The following is an 18,843-nucleotide window of genomic DNA, read 5'->3' on the forward strand; positions in this document are numbered from 1 at the left end:
TCTCATAACGATATAAACCATCTATTCTAGCACTTCATTTTCCATTAAAGGAGGTGACTATCGATAGACCTTGTAAAAACCGGCACGTTATAATACTCCCCAAATCCCCTCTCGTCAAGAAATAATGTGCGAATGAGCGATATAACGAGAGAGCCCCCCTTATGCTTTCTATACAGTAATGAATTTCCGGATATGCAGGGCAATATCGCTTTTTCCAATTCATCCGGTATCACGTAAAATATTGTTCAGATTGATGAGGAATTAAGAAAGGAGCTCAACATGAACAGCGTGGATAAAATCCAATTTTTGCTCTTTTATGGTGAAGTGCCTGAGGGAAATTGTTACGGGTATATGGAGATAAATCAGGATGGCAATATGATTGCTCTCTACAACAGTTATGGCGAGGAGATCGACCTGTTTGGCGGGCATGAAATGGTCAAGGTGCGGACGCTTGGCAAATTCGATGATGAAGACCGCGATAATTTTTACTCCCTGTTAGAAAGTGATGGCGTAGGATAAACTGCACAATGTTTGCTTTACTATTAAACTTTGCAGGGGTTCTCCTGTTTTTATCCCTGGCTTGAACCCTAGAGATCGTACTACAAAGAAAGAATTCATTTTCCGAATTACATTAAGGGCCTCCTTTACAGGATGGCCCATGTATGCAATCAAACTTTATCAACAAAAATAAATACATTGCCGAAATGTTTCATGAATCTTTTATATCCGGCATTTTCTTTCAAAACAATGATGGAGGGATAGGCGTTTACTTTGCGTTGTTTCAACGAAGCGAGTAATTCTTCCTGCATCATACAATGAAACGTTCCTTCCCTATACTGAATAAGGAGGGGGAGGGACATAGATTTACCATCACTTTCACTTTCGCTTGCTACGTTCTCCACGTTATCGAATTCTTCATGCTGAATGAGGCGTAACGGAAACTTAACCACTCCAAAGTATAAATCATCCTCCCCCAGGAGCTCCTGCTCATCGGGAGAGGCTTGCAGGGTGAGCAGCAAATAGCATTGAATCCATTCTTCAAGCATGCCGCTATTGGCGTAGCTTACAGCTGATTCGAGTGTCGCAGAATAAGCTAGTTGCACATCATTTTGCTTCGAGTAGATGATTTTCTTAATGGAGTCCAAGGATAAATAATACTCGTCCGCAAGTTCTGATACGGTACGCCCATGAGCGTACTTGGTTCGGATCATTCGATTGCGCTTTTTTAGTTGGGTTCGGTAACCGGATGTTTCTCCCCAGGCCCTTTTTTCCTCTCCAGAAGGAATATACAATAGTTTGCCTGCCGCATACTTTTGAATTTCTTTTATCAGTTCCTCGGGAAGGACATCGCTAGCATTGATATATTTCATAGCATCACCATCTATAAGGCGTAAATTCGATCTTTTAGTTCACTGATGGACTTCATAATGGACCGGCAAGACTCCGTATCGTCAATGGATGCATGCCAGCGCAAGACATCAATGCCTTTATAATAAGCCATACATAGAAATCTTTCCTGAAAATCTGGTATGTCCATATCCCTTTTTTTGCAATAATCGAATAATAATTCTGGAATACGCAAGTATGGCTTATTTAAATCCATAATAACAAAATCGAGAAGGAAATCACCGATGCCGGATCTGCTCCAGTCAGGGAATCCAACTGTTGTTTTGCCATCCGTGATCATATTAACGAAGAATGTATTGTTATAAACCAAATAACGTTTCCCCTCACAATACGGGATTCTATCCTTCATTTCCTGCAAATATGTTTCAAAAAATTCACGATCAAGTATCGTTGTCTCGAACATCTCCTGCCAATTGTACCAATAGCCCTCTTGTGGTTCTGCGAATGTTTCGATCAGAAATTCTTTACAGCTTCCGTATTCTGTTTTGCATTCCTCATCAAATTCACCGTAGCCCTCAATTCCCTGAATATCAGATACATGAATTTCCATGATCTTGTCGAAGAATAACTCGTGGCACTCAGCAAACTCTTCCGGGTTTAATTGATCGGCGATACGTCCATTCGGCGTCATATTTACTTTTTCAGATAACATCGAACGAATCATGTGGTCTTTACTCATCTCTTATTCTCCCTTTCCAATTTAAGGATTGATCAGGTGCGCATCTGACATAGGAAAAGGATACCACTCGAATGGTGCGCGATATAGGTAATGAATACCTTAAGTAAACTTTACATAGCAACGTTTCCGGGAACGGTCCGAAAGCTTCGAATACGGCCCACGTCATTGCGGGGACTTCTAGTTTTGCAAACCTATCTGGGAACTCCTCGAATGATGAGCTGTTTTTTTATGTGTTTATTTACGGATCAATGTCCCTCATTTTATTCGTTGAATTGCTTCCTCGGTTACCGGTTGAAAAAGGTTCACGAGGTTGCCCGCCGGATCGCGGAACAGCATCGAACGGTTCCCCCACGGCATCGTCGTCGGCTGCTGTATCCAAATCATACGTACAGAAGCAAATTTCACAACAGATCATCCTTCCTAGTCTTCTTCATTATTTCTCCCTAAGTCTTGATACTTACCTGTCTCCTTTGCTGTACTGATCTGATTATAAAAAAACACCACTGACAACGTTATGTCAGTAGCATTTATAGGCATGGTTCCGGACTTACATCTCACGAAGCAACGAGGTATCCAATTCCCCTCTCCCCAAATAACCACTGCAGAGGACAGGACGGCCAAGGATTTCATAAAGTTTTTTATTATTCCTTGAATGATCCTGAGACCACATTTCAAACGAATCAAATTCCTCCTTAGATATCTGATGGTACTCCGGGGAGTCTGTTACGCCGGTTAAAATCTCATATGCATAGATGCTATCACCAAACTTCCCTACAGACTGGGAACTGCCTAGATGTTGTCTTATGGGTGAAACTACGTAATATAACGTACAGATAATAAAGACTTATTGTAATGAAGGTACTATACAGTGACACACTTACCGTTGTTGGAGCCCAAACTTTCACAAATGACCACGATAGGCCCCCCATAAAAATAGGTGGTAATATAATTATACATTCTGTTACAGCAACCGCTGCTATCGTATGCACAAGAAAAGAGTTGCTCCTCCTAACATTCAACGAATTCCACATCCGCTCCTTCTTGGCAAGGTTCCGGATCATGCTCACAATGAAAACAATAAACAACGCACTGCAGCAGCCAAGAACGATACATACGAGAGTCAATATTTTATCCAATTCTTGAAGCATGTCGGTATGGTGCGTATTGACGTCATTTCCTTCCCAAAGATCCAGTACACCCTGACCTATCGCTGTCGTATAGGATGTATTCATATTGGATAAAATGGCCACACCCACCTGTTCCTCAGGCTGCAGGATAAAGTAGGAGGTGTAGTTGGGATTTGCTCCTTCGTGCAGTATATATGTCTTATCTCTTTTCTTATGAATAACCCAGCCACTACCGTAATAGCTGTCTTTATCAAAAGGTTCTACAGATGAATCAGGGACATGGGATAATTGTACGATTTGTTGATCAGCCTCATTACCAGTGCCCACTCCTAACTGGAAATTCATCCACTTTGCAATATCATTCGTGCTGCTGATCAAATATCCGGCAGGTATGTTGCCTCTATAGATCGGTGCTTCATAAGCCTGTGCTTGCATAAATCCAAGTTTGTATCCCGCCGCCACTTCAGCAGACTGTACTTGATGTCTTCCAACCAAAGAATCGTTCATTCCGATCGGCTCTAGAATCTTCTGTTTTATATATTGGTCATAAGGTTTCTTGGTTACTTCCTCTATAATGAGACCAAGCACATCATAATTGATTGTTGCATATTTCATAGAACTCCCTGGTTCACGATCCAGTTCCTGACCTAAAAGCGTCCTGACGGTCAGTTCAAGCGCGTTCTCTTCGTTACTCTCAGGAATATGTGCTATGGATTGAAAGGCAATACCACTGGTGTGATACAGAAGTTGATTAATCGTAATCGTCTGTGGGTTCCCTTTATAGTTCAGTTTGAACCAGGGAATATAGGACTGGACATCATCCGTTCGTTTTAACATCCCTTCCTTTTCCAACTGCAATATAGCTAGACCTGTAAATGCCTTTGTTGTTGATCCAATCTCAAAACGAGTCTCTGCAGTTACCGGCTGCTTCGTCTCCAGATCGGCATATCCAAACCCTTGCTGATAAACCGTCTGCCCTTTCTCCACGATTACGAGTGAAATACCAGGAATTTGACTGATTTTTTGCTGCTCCTCAATATATTTCTCAATGTTATGTACTTTGCTGTTTGGCTCGGCATCGACTGGAAAGGCTGATAAACCGTATGTTATTATCCCTACTAGGGCAACTAAAACTATTCCTGATTTAATATATTTTTTCATGCCGCCTCTCCTTCATCGAATTTAATTTTTCTGTGTAACCATGTGTGTAATTCTATGTAACCATAGAAAATCATGAAGGAACTGCACTAAATTTTCACACTTGATCGTCCACACTTTTTATTGTAGTTAAAGGTTCTGCCTGATCGTACAGGCTTGAGACTGATTTGTTCTTAGACCTAAGCCTGGGAAAAAATGATTCCGCTCTCCGATAGTAAAACTAAACTTGCAGGGTGCCATGAAATAACAGAAAAGCTGAACGGAAAACAGCACATTTTCCATCCAGCTTTGCTTCACTGATTTATTCTGCTATCAGGTTGGTTAATCAGCACCAAAACTTGCTTTACGGTTTGATACTAACAACTCTTAACCTTCCATTATACGTGTACGCCCAGTAGACAAGGCCTTCATGGTATATCGGCGTTTCATATGAATTTAACTGCATACTGCCAATGGAGGTTGCTGGTGTAATCACATCACCTTCCGCAGACAGCACCATATAAAAGGATTTGAACTCTGATTTCTGATCTTCTTCCGTCCACATGATCACAATACGGTCATCCGCAGTGACCACCTGAGGTGCGATAACATCCTTGTCTGTATAGTCGGTCAGCCAGATTACCCCACGATCCGTCACCTCTGTTAAAGGTTTGCTCTTGCTGTCATTAATATCAAACGAGGTTGCACCACTGCGATTAGTACCTCCGATAGCAGAAGACGAGGATAATTGGGAAGCACGTGGGTCAAATATTTGTATGAACAGATTTTGCTTTTCACTCTTGGCTGCCTCGCTGATCGACTTGGCAGATGCCCCTACAAGTACAATTCCTTTGCTTGTCTCGGTAAGCCCACCAAGCTGCGCAAAAGTTTTATTTACGATTCCCATATCATAGTTTGCATTGGCTCCAAGATAGAAATGGAATACAATTTCATCGTTATTTCCATATTTCCCATGACTATCATTTATTCTGAACCCACGCGGATATGCATCACCTTGACTCGCAAAAAGGAATCTTGAAGACAGCTTACTGTAAATGAGACTCTGATTAAATGAGTGGCCGCTGAAGGTATCATTAGGCAGTGAATAAGCTGACATATCTGATATTTTGACAGCAATTGCATTATCGCTTTGATGACCGTCATATCTTAACTTGGAATGATAATTGACCAAGATACCATTTGCGATCACAGAAACACTGTTACCATGCCGAAAGGGTGACTTCGTTTTGGCGGAGCTGCTGTCATGCCAAGGAGAAGATTTTCCTTCAAAGCCCGTTGTTTGGATGTGCTGACCATCAGATGAGTACTTTGAAATAAACACCGTTTCCACTACATCATTATTATCGTTTTCTTTTCCCCATACTACGTAAAAATTCCCATCATCATCGGATATCACATCCCCCAATACGGGATATTTCATCTCTATGCTCAACTTTTTACCAGATGTTACCATTTGAAGGGTGCTGTCCTCGACATAAGCATATGCCAAGCCTTCATTTTTGTAGGAAAACTGCTGTACTGGTGAAATTCTAGCCCAATTGCTTAAATAATCTTCTTGTGAATTATCTACTTTAATATTACTTATGTACGTTGAGGTGTCACTCGAATTTTCTGAAACATAACTGAACATGGATTCTATTTCGAGTGTATTGTTTCTTTCATCCCAATTAACATAGAAATCAAGTGTACTGCCCAGGTCTCGAAGTTTAAAATAATTGCTGCCATCGACCGTATAAGCCGTTAGGTTGATTTCTTTATTATCAAGATACACTTTTGATGTTGAACGTATTGCACTCTTTGTTCTGCCCCACGGTAACTTGGCCATCTCACCACCAATAACAGTATACGGTCTGCTACTTAAAAGGCTGATTGCATTCTTTTCTCCATCCCATGCCACATCAAACTGCTTTGTTGTACCAGACAGTAGGTTAGCAATATCACGCAGTTTAAAATAGTTATTACCCCCGATATTGTAACCGTCTAACGACTTCTCCATACCGTCGATCATGACATTTGATGCATTCTTCGTGGCGGGTAGAGAACCATCAGCAAACGCCGCGACGGGTACAAACGTGAGTACCATCACGATGGCCAGTAAACTGGAAAATATTCTTTTCAATTCGTCTTCCTCCTGTGTTTTATTGAACTGAGCTTTATATCCGCGACAATTACAAACGAAAAGAGACCTTGGAGTGATTATCCAAGATCTCTCTTCCAAACACGATGCTCAGCTCTTCCTAAGTCTATTAGCACTACATATTCCTGTCAATTGCAATTGCTGCAGCATTTAGAGGTACTTCTAAGTTTTAGATGGCCCCTCAAAATGATGATGGAAGGATAAGCATTCGATTATTTTCTTGTTTTTACAACGACCTTAACGCTTTACAGCCACCACCGCTAGCCGGCCATTTTCAGTCGAATATTCACATGTGGACAGTACAACAAGCTTATCACCATACTGAGCTGTTACACCTGTGTCATAAAGAGCGAGTTTTTTAATATTCTGAACATATGCATCGAACTCGGCTGGCGTCTTTACATTCTCAATCTGATAGTACTTAAACACGTCATCTGATTTACGATACACTTTGGACAGAATCACGGCAACAATCTCGTACTCTTCCTTCTCGTAAAGCGTGCTAAACTCAAATGTATTGTGCTCTTTATAAAAGCTTTCAGTCTTGTATTTCATTAGATCTTTAAACATCCAGCCACTCTTCATATGATGTCCGTGAATCAGCAAAATATCTGAACTCTTGATCTGGCTATTCCTGTCCAAAAAAGGAAGGCCCGCCTCGGTTTCATTCTTATCGAAATCATGATTGAGATAGTACCCCGCATCCTGTGGATTTTGCATGACTGGATACTCAATTCGAGTGCCGTTAATTTTCAGCCAGCCGACAATGTCGGAGTTCCGCTCGTAAAGGCCTCGAAATTCAGGAAGCACGACTGGCTTATCTTTCTTATTGAACAAAAAAGAGGGGATAGCATCCCCTCCGTTTTTATTCGACCCTTCCTCCCACATGCTCGTCAACTCATTCATTTTCTGTTGCTCCGCATAATCTCGCAGCAGTGATCTCGAAACACCAATGAGAGAAAATATTAACACAAGGGAGGAAATGGCGATAAGAATTTTTTTAGTTTTACCCATGTTCTTACCGCCTTTCCGGTCATTAAATGTGCTTTTTCTTCTTGTTACCGAGCAGACAGAATACAATCGTGATCAAGGACATTAATGCCAAAATCATATAAGACATTGGCGATATGCTGTTGTCTCCTGTTTTCGGAGCATCGTCCAGCTCATTGTTGCCACTACCTGTTTCGTTGCTACCCGTGTTCGCTCCACCGTTGCTGTTGTTCGTTTCTGGTGTTCCGGCGTTCGTTCCACTATTGTCAGTGTTTGTTTCTGGAGTCCCCGTGTTCGTTTCACTGTTGTCAGTGTTTGTTTCCGGAGTCCCAGTGTTCGTTCCACTGTTGTCAGTGTTTGTTTCCGGAGTGCCCGTGTTCGTTCCACTGTTGTCAGTGTTTGTTTCTGGTGTTCCGGTATTCGTTCCACTGTTGTCAGTGTTTGTTCCTGGAGTCCCCGTGTTYGTTCCACTGTTGTCAGTGTTTGTTCCTGGAGTTCCTGTGTTCGTTCCTGGGGTACCGTTATCGGTTCCACTGTTGCCATTGTTACCGCCGCCGGTGCCACCACCTGAACGGATTGGCTTCATTGGCACGTCGTATTTGACAATGTCAAAATCTACAGAAATCGTACCACTTGTGTGCGTTTCGTATCCGTCCTTCGTTACGACCAGATAATAATCCGCTTCTGGAAACACCATGTACGCATAGAATCCATTGGCATCGCTATCCTGCTCTGGACTCTTGTTGTCGTGCGGCGGGAAATTCGGAACCGCTGGAAGTGTTACTTTTGTACCCGGAATGCGGCCCTTATCTCTGTTCCGCTGTGTATCCGCATAATACAGTGTAACTTTGGCTCCTTCAATCTTCTTGCCCGTGCTCGCATTCCCTGTAGTTTCGTCATAGACCGTACCATAAGGGTCAACTAACTCTTCAGAGATATTGAGCTCTCCGTTAGCTTTCACGTCAAGTTGCGTCACTTTGAGGAGCAACTCCTCACCAGTCTCCACTTGATAACGGACTTCCATTGTGTACTTCTGTTCGCTTAACCCTTCCACTGAGAAAGTTCCGTTCGAAGCCATTGGAAAAGCCTTGGGACTACCATTCTCCATAATATAATTACCGTCTCTGTCCTTCAGGTAGATATACATATGGCTGGTATACAAGTTGTTAAATAGCTCTGTTGTTCCGTCCATTTGTTTGAGCAGAATGATACCTACAGCCGTAATATCCGCTGGAACGGTCTCGTCAGTAACACTGCTGTTCACATTCGCTTTTTGTGTGAACTTGACAGGCACATCTTTCCCGCCTACCCGATACACCTTCGTATATGTGATCGTGTAGTCCGTGTCAGCTACGGCTGGAACCGCATATTCACCCTTCTCGTTCGTCTTAATCTGAAGCTCTTCGCCTGTATTCAGATCGGTCACGGTGATGGATGCATTCGGAATGACTTCTCCTGTATTGTTGTCACGCAGTACACCTTCCAGATAAGGGCGAGTATTCATAAATTTAGCCTCCGCCGCTTTTTTCTCTGGAATCACACCCGTACGAACAAAACGTTCAGGATCGGTCACAAAACCATCTTTCGTATAATCGTCTTGGGTTACCTTATACTCGAGAGATGCCGGCAGTCCTTGCACAACAAGTGTCTGGCCATCTGTCAACTCGAAGCTATCGCCGTTCTTGATCATGCCCTTGCTGCCGTCTGACTTCTCGTAGACGTAGGATTCGTCCGCTCCCTCGCCTGTGAAGTCAACTGTGTACTTGAACAGCTTCTTCTTGTCGTCATCTTTGCCTTTAACGACGTTGCTGATGAGTAGTCCGCCCTTCAAGACGCGCACGTTCGTGAATAGAGCTTCTTCATCCTTGCCTTTCATCACTTCGGTATAATACCGTTCCTCAGGAGTAGTCATGTATTCATCGGTTGTGTAGTCTTTTTGGTTAACTGTGTATTTCAGATTTTTAGGCAGACCTGAAATATTCAGTGTTTCTCCGTCCTTGAGGCGGAAAATGTCGCCAGACTTGATCGTACCTGCACTACCATCCGACTTCATATAGGAGTAACTTTCATCTTTGCCTGTATTCTCAAAGTGAATGGTGTACTCAAACTCCTTCGTCTTATCGCCACCGTTGCCCATGACCGTATTACTAATGGTCAGCTTGTTAACGATTCGTTCGTTAATGAAGTCCGCTTTATGATCACCTTTGTTTACAATGGAGCCGGATAGCTCTCTCGTAGCAGGAGTGGTCGTATAGCCATCAACGGTTGTATAATCGTCCTCGGTTACGGTATAACCCAGATTCGCAGGCAACGCCGGAAGCATCACAGATTCCCCGTGCTTGAGGGTGATCTTGTCTCCATTTTTGAGCGTTCCAGACGTATTATCCGATTTCTTATAGCTATACTCTCCGTCCTTACCTTCACCAGTGAAGGTCACGGTGTATACAAACCCTTTGTTCGGATCACTGCCGTTGCCTTCTACCTTATTGGTAATGGTCAGCTTGCCTTGGGCAGGTGTAGGCACAACCAGCGGTTGATCCGAGGTTACTTTTACTCCGTCTACCCAGATCGGTTTCCCCGGTGTATTGCCTACATATACTTGATAAACTCTTGTCGTTGGCAACCAAGTATTTGTGTCAATATATGTTTCCTTCAGCTCATAGTATCCTGGGTCAGGGAATAGCAGATTACGTTTCCCTAAGCTATCGGTTTTCCCTTTGACAACTATAGTTCCTGTGTCCTTTTTATAGAGTGTAAATTCTACATCTTTCAGCGGATTCCCATTCGGATCTACTTTTATCAAAGGCAGTAGGGCATTAGAGCTTGAGCTACCTGCTACATCTGAACTGTCCAGTGTACTTTCACTTCTGGCACTGACAGCACTCAGACTGTCATCGCCCTCCAGTTTGACCTCGTTGCCCATTTTGTCTCCAGCTTTGGCTGTAGTAGGATCAACTTCTGTCTGGTACACAAACTGGTAAAATTTATTAGGATATTTCATTTTGAATTTCAGAACCGTAGTTCTTTCTGGGCCTGGTGCAACTTCTACTTGAACTTCAGCATTCGGGTCGCTCAGGTTAATTGCTGTGTCTTCTCGTTCCAACTTACCGCTGGCAGTCAATTTAGCAGGATAGACTGCCATACTAGGTGAAGACAGCACCAGATCTCCATTTTCTTCATAACGCAGGTTCATACCAGCACCCAGAGTATCCTCCAGATAAACGCCCTGCTTCATGTTAAATGGCGGAGTATAATTTACCGTCCATTCCAACACACCTGGAACAGGTTTAGTTACCGACTTGCCCAGAGTCTGAATAGGTACGATAATCTTACGCTGTTCAGAGACAGTCTTTTCGACTCCACCCCAAGACATATGGAGTTTAGCTTTGTTATATAACACCTGCTTGTCCGTACCACTCGTCGTGTATTCGTTCAAATATTCCTCTAAAGCTTCGTTAGATGGTCTTGCCTTCACTAAGATCACATAAGGACTTTCCAATTTAGAGAAAGTGAACGTTCCTACGTTGCCATTATGAGTGAAGGAGCTTACGACATGAGCAGCCGTGCCTGGTTCAATTACCGATTTAGCATCGTTTCTCGTACCGTATTCTGCACCTGCACCGTTGTCGGAAAGTCCTTTCCAAAGCTCATAATCTTTACCTTCAGAAAAAGGAACAAACTCCCAGCCTTCAGGCAATGTATCCACTAGCTTGATGTTGCTAATGACTCGATTACCGCCGTCCTTAGCCATCTCTTCTGTGTTATATCCAGGCATATTTACCCCTAAACGGAAGGTGACCGTCTTGGTTGTCCTGTCATAAGCAGAAATCGTCCATGCTTCATTGTTATCGTTTCTAATGTAACTGTTAACGTTATTTGGGCTAACATTTTCAAGTGTGCCATCTACTTTCAATGGCCTCGAAGCAAAGAGCATATCCTTGTTAAGCATACGTAGATGTAGATTGGCGTTGTTTTGTGCTTGTCTTACACTTTCGCCATCAATGAGCAACGCGCGATTCGTACTTGTTTTCCCTGCGTTGATATCCTGTCTGAAAAGGATGTCCGGGTTCGTTTCTAGTGCACGGAAGCTAAAGGATGCGGAACTATCCGTATATCCAGTCACCTTGATCAAATCCGCTACCACTTTTCCGTCTACCGTTAAAGGGATTGCCTTCATCGTCAGATTGGCTGCACTCGTCTTCAGCGTTCCTGCCTTATACTGCTTCCAAAGCTGCGCGGAAGTTACATTTGCTTTGATCTTCGCAATGGTTTCTGCACTCACTTCACCACTTACATCCAAGGCATTGTCCAAGACGTCCAAATTACCGCCATGTACCAGAACATCATATACTGCCGCATTCGGCAGAGCATATTGTGGAGCAAGGTCAACCGTCCACGTGATGCTGCCTTGGTTATAATCCTCTATTGAAACAGCACTTGATTTGGTGAAATCATGTGCACCGATGTTGACGATAGCCTCGTCCGTTACTGCTACCGGCCATTTACCCGCCTTCACATCGTTGTTTTGTATGCCAGCCGGTGTATCCAAATTCCAGTTGGCACGAGGATCAATTCTGAAGCTGGAACCACTTACTACTTTACTTTTAATAACTAAATCCACTTTACCGTTAATGTTTCCAAAGGAATACACGCCATTTGCATCCGGTGTAATAGGTGTTACTCCAGATCCAGCGCCCTCCTCTTGCCATTCAGCCGATAAAAAATTCAGCCCGGTAGGTAATACATTGGTAATTGTAAAGTCCTTCAATCCATTTTTGTTATATCGGTTAGCTGTGACTCTCCAGGTAATGGTTTCACTCGCATGATCGTAAGAGGCACTGGATTGAATCCAGTCGGGAGCAAAAGTTATCTCCAGTCCAGCCTGTACCAGCATGCTATTGTCTTGCCTCAGTTCCACTTTACCATTCGTATCCCGGTGGCTACGCCCCAGATTGCCTGGTGGGTTCCGATACTCGAAATAATACGATTCCTTAGGAATCCAGGTTTTATATTCCACTTTTGGTTCTGGACCTGTTCCTGATGGAAAGATGTAAGTCAGCGATCCGTCTTCTCCAACGTCTGGGGTTACGTTCTGATCGTTAACTTTGAAGGAACCCTCCACATAAATACCGCGTGAATTTCCAGGGAGCGTATTATATGCTGAGGGATTCGTATAAAATGTCTTCCCGTCTAATGGTAATTTGATCGTTTTATCAAACTTGTCAGACGCGGTTACGGTTGACTGCCAAGTTACCGCACCTTCTACGAACTGAGCCAGTTGAAGTACGCGATAACTATACTGATCCCATTTGACCATTCCAGGTGAGATTAGATTGATACTATACTCCGCTGTAACATCGGGATTCTCCAGTTGATATGTGCTACCAAAGATGTCGACAGGCTTTTTCTCGCCATACGCCAATCCCTTTACATCCGCTTCGGCGGTAGTTTCCAAGCTGATGACAATTCCTCTTCGGACACCATTGAAAAAGTCATCATCACCGTCAAAGACAATCCTGATGCTATTTGGAGTGAACATGGCTGTTCCTAGCGGCCTTGTACCTGATTCTGTCTGTGCCATCAGCGCTTTAGTCGCTGTTGGCAGTATTACTTCCTTGAAGTAATCTTCTCTTTTCAGCTCAATCCAGTCACCCTTTTGAATGTATTGCTCCGCATCTGCATTCGTTGGATTGGAGTCATCACCATTCACGGGTATCTTGAGCCCTTCTGATTTAAGCGTAAATGGCTGTCGCCCTTTAATAATACCGTTCGGATCAATAACAGTATCTCCCTGCTTCACTTCCAACGGAAATGATGAATTAGTTCCCATAAATACCGATGTTTTGTCCGTTGGGGCTGCTGTCATCATTATGGAATTGTCAGGTACATCCTGCACTTCCTCAGATACTGAGGGCGATTCGTCCACAATCGGCGTTTCGGGCTCGTTGACCGTTTCCTCGGATGTTTCTTCGTCCACAATCGACGAGTCGGGCTCGCTAACCGCTCCCACTTCAGTATCGTTAGGTACACTCTCTGCATATGCAGCAGTGGAGAACATCACTGTCTGCATAACAAGCATAATTGCCAATAATAAAGACAATAACGGTTTACCTACATTGCGTCTTTGCTTCAATACGAGAATCTCCTCCATTTCTAAAATTTTAAACAGAATCGAGAGACTTTTTCTCTCCCCTTACCCGCTTTTCTCCTTACGATAGGAAATGGATGAAAGATCTCATCACATTTGTATGGCATACTTGATCATTATAAATTAGAGGTCTAACCAAATTCTGACCACGGTTATATATGCACTTTAGACATGATTCGTACTGAGTTTCCTCCATTTAATATGTGCTACATTTTTAGCGATAATATGGATTACGAATCTTGTATGAAAGCAAAAAAGCGCCCTGTCTACTGATTTAACAATCAGTAAACAAAGCGCAAATGGGGAGCCTGAATTTAATTTTTAATTCTAAATCCACATCATATTTACTCCCTGCACGATGTAGAAGTCGTGGGCATTTCAATTAAAATCTATTCGGGTATATACGGAAGATCCAGCATGTTCGGAACGTTGATCACATGTTTTTCCGTATACGTGCGGATACCCTCCGCTCCGTATTCACGACCAATACCCGACTGCTTGAAGCCACCAAAAGGGAACCGGACATCAAGCCCCTGCACAGCAGCTGTATTGATCATCGTTGTTCCAGCTTCGAGTTGGCGGGCCAGAGAGATGGCATCCTCTTCTTTCCCCCACACAGAACTCGTCAGTCCATATATACTTTCATTGTGTAAACGAACAACCTGATCTTCATCGTCAAATGGCAGAATCGGAACGGTAGGGCCAAACTGTTCCTCCACCACAATCGGATCATGAACATCGCAATCCAAAACAAGCGTAGGTTGCAGGTAGTACCCTTGTTCAAATAGCTTCTGATCAAGAATTTGACCGAGAGGGATGACCTTAGCCCCGCGCTTTTGCGCATCTTCTACCAAACCCTGCACATAATCTCTCTGTTTCAGGTTATTAACAGGACCTATTGTCGTATTGGAATCAAATGGATCACCAATTCGAATCCAGCGATTTGCTGCCTCTATATATTTTTCCACAAAAGCATCATAAATCGAACGGTGTACATATACGCGTTTGGCAATCATACAGATTTGGCCTGTCGTCAAAAAGTTAGAGATGACAATCCGGCGCATCGCTCGCTCATCATGAACATCAAAGCTTTCCAAGAAGATTGCCGCGTCGTTCCCACCAAGCTCCAGCGTCATGTCTTTAATCGTTTCGGAAGCAGCTTTGATAATATGCTTCGCTGTTGCAGTTCCACCTGTAAAGGCGATTTTCGTAACAAGAGGATGACTCGTCAGTTCAACGCCCACATCCGCATCACCGTATACAACGTTGATTACACCAGCCGGGAACTCACTCGCAATGATCTCAGCCACCTTCGCCGCCGCCAGTGGTGCATATGGACTCGGTTTAAGCACGATCGTGTTGCCCGCAAGTAATGCAGGAGCGATCTTGATTGTAGATAGAGCAATCGGGTAATTCCATGGACTAATCGCTGCCACCACACCGATTGGATCATAGGATACAATCGTTTTACCATGGTCATGCTCATGGATCTCTTCTGCCAGAACGGATGTAGCTTCATTACAAGCAAACTCCATCCACATCAGTGAAACAAAAATTTCACCATGTGCATCATACAGAGGCTTGCCATGCTCTCTGGACAGCAAATGTACAATATCATTCTCCGCTGCTCTAATTTTCTCTATCGCCTTGCGCATCCGAATAATGCGCTCTTCAACGGAGGACTGTTTCCATGTTTTAAAAGCCCCTGCCGCCGCTTCAATGGCAGTGGCCGCTTGTTCTTTGGTTGTGACAGGAAAATAGCCTACAATTTCAGATGGATTAGCCGGATTTTCTTTTGCTAACTGCGAGAGGGATTTTATATGTTGACCGTTAATAAAGGCCTCAACTGTAACTTTCTCTTGATTTGCTTGAATCGTCATATGAAATCCCCTCCGTTAATGTGTAAATGAATTCAACTTATGAGAACTCCTTAATTCCACACTTCTTCTGCAATTTCCTTAACGTAACGAAGTTTACGCCATTGTTGTTCTTCAGTTAAAATATTGCCTTCTTCGGTAGAAGAAAAGCCACATTGTGGGCTCAAACAAAGTTGATCCAGAGGTACGTAAGTTGCCGCTTCTGCAATCCGGGCTTTAATCTGTTCTTTATTTTCTAATTCGCCGGTTTTGGATGTGATTAACCCAAGCACGATTTTCAAATCAGGTCGATTGACATATTTTAATGGCTCGAAACTACCTGAGCGCTCATCGTCAAATTCTAAAAATAAACCATCTACGTTTAAGCCTCCAAAAATAACCTCGGACGCGTAATCGTAACCACCCGTTGAGAAATAGTTGGATTTATAGTTACCCCGACAAATATGCATCGTCACAACTAAATCTGCCGGTTTATGAGCCAAAGTTTCATTAATCATACGCTGCATCGTTTTCAACTCTTTTGCCGGGTCCAAACCTTTAGCGCGCAGTTTATCATGACCAGCCTCTGAGAAAAGATCTGCCCAAGCTGTATCGTCTATTTGCAGATAACGACACCCTGCATCATAGAAGGTTTGAATGGCTTTTTGATAGGCCGCAATCGTATCTTCAAGAAATTGCTCCCGATCCGTATAGCTGTTGGCGCCGTTTTCCAATCGATAAAGAAGCATATTCGGACTTGGAATGGTTTGTTTTGCCACGGCGTCACCTGCATGTTTTTTCACAAATTTAAAGTGCTCCACAAAGGGATGCGTAGAGAAATCGACCTTACCTACAACCCGAATTCCACCCTTGCGAGTCTGCATGTTATGGAACTGAGGTCCATCAATCTCCTCATACAGCTCTACGCCATCCAAGCCGCCCAGAAAATCAAAATGCCACCAGCTTCTGCGGAATTCACCATCCGTAATAGCAAATACGCCATTTTCTTTTTGTTTCTCAATCAATCGGATAATCTCTTGATCCTCGACATCCCTTAGTTCCTCATATGTAATCGTGCCAGCTTTATATTGTTCACGTGCCTGACTCAAGTTCGCAGGACGTAGGAAGCTTCCAACATGATCGTTACGAAATGGTATCATAGAAAAATCTCCTTCTAACTTTTAGTTTACTGAGTATAGCATGATCAAAATGATTACCTGTAATATGAAAAAAGCATGACTGGTCATAGCTTTTAGGAATAACAAAAAGATTCCAACAGCAAAAAATCCACAACCTGATAGGGCAGTGGATTTATAGGCTGGAGCGAAATGCTGTGGTCATCATGATCATCTCATGTGCGCTGGAAACAAGCGTTATCATTTTGCATTGAATATAATCGAGATTACAACTTGGTCTACTTGCTGAGCGCCAGCATTGATGATTATAGCTGCTTGATAATGCCTTCCAGCTCATCGACCAAGCCTTTTGCACGTTCAAAATCGGTATCTTTCAAAGCCATTTCAATTTGCATTTCAACGGCCTTTTTATTTTGTTCATTTTGCAAATAGTCTTTATTGAAATGACTGGCGTATATCATTTGTCTGAACTTGCGCATACTCATTTTTCTGATCGTCTTATTCTCAATAATAAGTACATAATCCATACCGTTGACGACCGAATAGAAATCATGCGAAACCATGAGGATGGCGCCTTGATATTCTTCGATAGCTTTCTCCAGTGCGATCTGCGAATAGATATCCAGATGACTTGTCGGTTCGTCAAGAAGCAACAGGTCAGCTTGAACCCCCGCAGCTTTAGCCAGTTGCAGCATGTTTTTTTCGCCGCCGGACAGTGATTCGATCGTTTGATCCAGGATTTCGCCTTCAAAACCGTAGTTTACAAGATATGCCTTGATCTCATCATACGTCTCAAACCCGGCATCAATGAATTCATGGAGGATCGTATTCGAATCTTTGAGCGTTTCGCCTTGAAGCTGTGATAAATAAGCTAATTTGAGATCCTCATTGATTTCGATGGAATCCTGATTGTTTTTGAAAATATCCCGAAGCAACGTCGTTTTTCCAGTACCGTTCGGGCCAATAATGGCCACTTTATCTGTCGATTTGATCTCGAAGTTCACATCTTGCAGGATTAGCTCATCAAAGGAAACACTATAGTTATTGACCTTGATAGCAACACTGTCTTCGACTTGATGATCCAGATCAAATCGAATATTTGGCTGCTTAATATCGACAAACGGTGCTTTGATTCTACGCGCTTCCAAGCGTTCTTGAAATTTCACTCTCGCTTTTAACGCTCTTCCTCTGGAAGCTTCCGAATTAATTGTTGCAATCGCTCTGAGATTTTCAATGACACCGTCGTATCTCTCGATCTCTTCCGCTTCAGCAACCGCGATCTCTTGCAGCTCAATCTTCGTCTGAAGCAAGGAGAAATTGTACTCGATATATCGTCCATCAAACTCCTGAAGCTCCATGTTTTCAAGGTGAATGATTTTGTTGAAACAATGATTCAACAGATAGCGGTTATGCGTAACGACCAGTAGCATGCCTTTATGGGAATTAATCAATTTTTTAAGCGCATTGAGATTTTCGAAATCCAAAAATACATCCGGCTCATCCATGATCATCAGATTCGGACTGCGGAGCATTTCCTTCATGACTTGAATAAGCTTAAATTCCCCACCGCTCAAGGACGATAGGCTTGCATCCCTTAGCTTCATGAGGTTGGCCAGATTCAACTGTTTATGAATGGTGTTTTCATAATCATCTCCACCCATGGCCTCTAGTGCGTCCAAAGCCAATTGGACTTTTTCCATCAGCGAATCCATATCCGATGTGTTGGCCATTTCCGCATAAATCGCTGTGATCTCATCCTGAAGCTTAATAAACTCTTCTCCGATATATTCAAAAACCGTCATTTCTGTCGCTGGGTCTACCTGTGAGAACTGACTCATATACCCGATTGTACAATCTGGATCGATCTCCAGCTTTCCCTCGAACAGATGTCTTTCCGGGTCCATCAAGATTTCAATCAACGTACTCTTGCCACTACCACTTGTACCGATGAAAGCGCAATGTTGGCCCTCTTCGAGGGTGAATGAAATGTCTTTGTAAAGTTCTTTTTGTGGAAAAGAAAAAGATAGATGTTCAACTTTGATCATGGTGTTACCTTTCTTGGTATCTAAAATAGTGTGATTATTGTGTGGGATTGTTGCAAAACGTAAATTTGAATAAGCATGAGGTTTCGATTCTCAGCGTAACACCGATTGAGGGCAAGTACAATTGATTTGTATTGCCAGGCACGAACCAAAGTTTGGCTGT

General features: G+C 43.1%; 9 protein-coding genes and 3 pseudogenes. 1 reads left to right on the top strand and 11 read right to left on the bottom strand.

Annotated features, from left to right (window positions below):
• The first annotated feature begins 279 nt into the window (after positions 1 to 279).
• Entirely contained in the window at positions 280 to 519 is a 240-nt protein-coding gene (locus AB4Z30_RS08675) for a hypothetical protein (protein WP_441925283.1), read from the top strand.
• Between the two features lie 593 nt (positions 520 to 1,112).
• Here the strand turns inward: AB4Z30_RS08675 and AB4Z30_RS08680 are convergent.
• From AB4Z30_RS08680 to AB4Z30_RS08730, 11 genes and pseudogenes are all read right to left on the bottom strand, one after another.
• Positions 1,113 to 1,370 (bottom strand): annotated as a pseudogene (locus AB4Z30_RS08680) (CD3324 family protein); the annotation flags it as partial.
• Positions 1,371 to 1,381: 11 nt separating this feature from the next.
• Positions 1,382 to 2,086 carry a hypothetical protein gene (locus AB4Z30_RS08685; protein ID WP_441925285.1) on the bottom strand — a complete coding sequence of 235 codons (705 nt, stop codon included), beginning with the start codon at positions 2,084 to 2,086 and terminating at the stop codon, positions 1,382 to 1,384.
• A gap of 118 nt (positions 2,087 to 2,204) precedes the next feature.
• A pseudogene (locus AB4Z30_RS08690) lies at positions 2,205 to 2,285 on the bottom strand (hypothetical protein); the annotation flags it as partial.
• 56 nt (positions 2,286 to 2,341) lie between these two features.
• Positions 2,342 to 2,464: pseudogene (locus AB4Z30_RS08695) on the bottom strand (VOC family protein); the annotation flags it as partial.
• A gap of 380 nt (positions 2,465 to 2,844) precedes the next feature.
• Positions 2,845 to 4,374: a serine hydrolase domain-containing protein gene (locus AB4Z30_RS08700; protein ID WP_441925287.1), complete on the bottom strand. Its 1,530-nt coding sequence runs from the start codon at positions 4,372 to 4,374 to the stop codon at positions 2,845 to 2,847.
• A 340-nt stretch (positions 4,375 to 4,714) separates the two neighbouring features.
• A complete protein-coding gene (locus AB4Z30_RS08705; RefSeq protein WP_441925289.1) occupies positions 4,715 to 6,490 on the bottom strand; it encodes a hypothetical protein in 1,776 nt (591 codons plus the stop codon).
• Between the two features lie 255 nt (positions 6,491 to 6,745).
• Positions 6,746 to 7,522, bottom strand: a complete 777-nt coding sequence (gene srtB, locus AB4Z30_RS08710) for a class B sortase (RefSeq protein ID WP_441925291.1) — start codon at positions 7,520 to 7,522, stop codon at positions 6,746 to 6,748.
• A gap of 22 nt (positions 7,523 to 7,544) precedes the next feature.
• The gene (locus tag AB4Z30_RS08715) at positions 7,545 to 13,631 is read right to left on the bottom strand and encodes a DUF7601 domain-containing protein (RefSeq protein ID WP_441925293.1); all 6,087 of its coding nucleotides are present in this window, start codon (positions 13,629 to 13,631) and stop codon (positions 7,545 to 7,547) included.
• A 404-nt stretch (positions 13,632 to 14,035) separates the two neighbouring features.
• Positions 14,036 to 15,526, bottom strand: coding sequence for an aldehyde dehydrogenase family protein (locus AB4Z30_RS08720; RefSeq protein ID WP_441925295.1), 1,491 nt, complete (start codon positions 15,524 to 15,526; stop codon positions 14,036 to 14,038).
• A 50-nt stretch (positions 15,527 to 15,576) separates the two neighbouring features.
• A complete protein-coding gene (locus AB4Z30_RS08725; RefSeq protein WP_441925297.1) occupies positions 15,577 to 16,662 on the bottom strand; it encodes a 5-methyltetrahydropteroyltriglutamate--homocysteine S-methyltransferase in 1,086 nt (361 codons plus the stop codon).
• A gap of 281 nt (positions 16,663 to 16,943) precedes the next feature.
• Positions 16,944 to 18,683, bottom strand: a complete 1,740-nt coding sequence (locus AB4Z30_RS08730; RefSeq protein WP_441925299.1) for an ABC-F family ATP-binding cassette domain-containing protein — start codon at positions 18,681 to 18,683, stop codon at positions 16,944 to 16,946.
• Between the last annotated feature and the right edge of the window lie 160 nt (positions 18,684 to 18,843).

Source organism: Paenibacillus sp. 2TAF8 (genome assembly GCF_052114825.1).
Taxonomy (GTDB): Bacteria; Bacillota; Bacilli; order Paenibacillales; family Paenibacillaceae; genus Paenibacillus.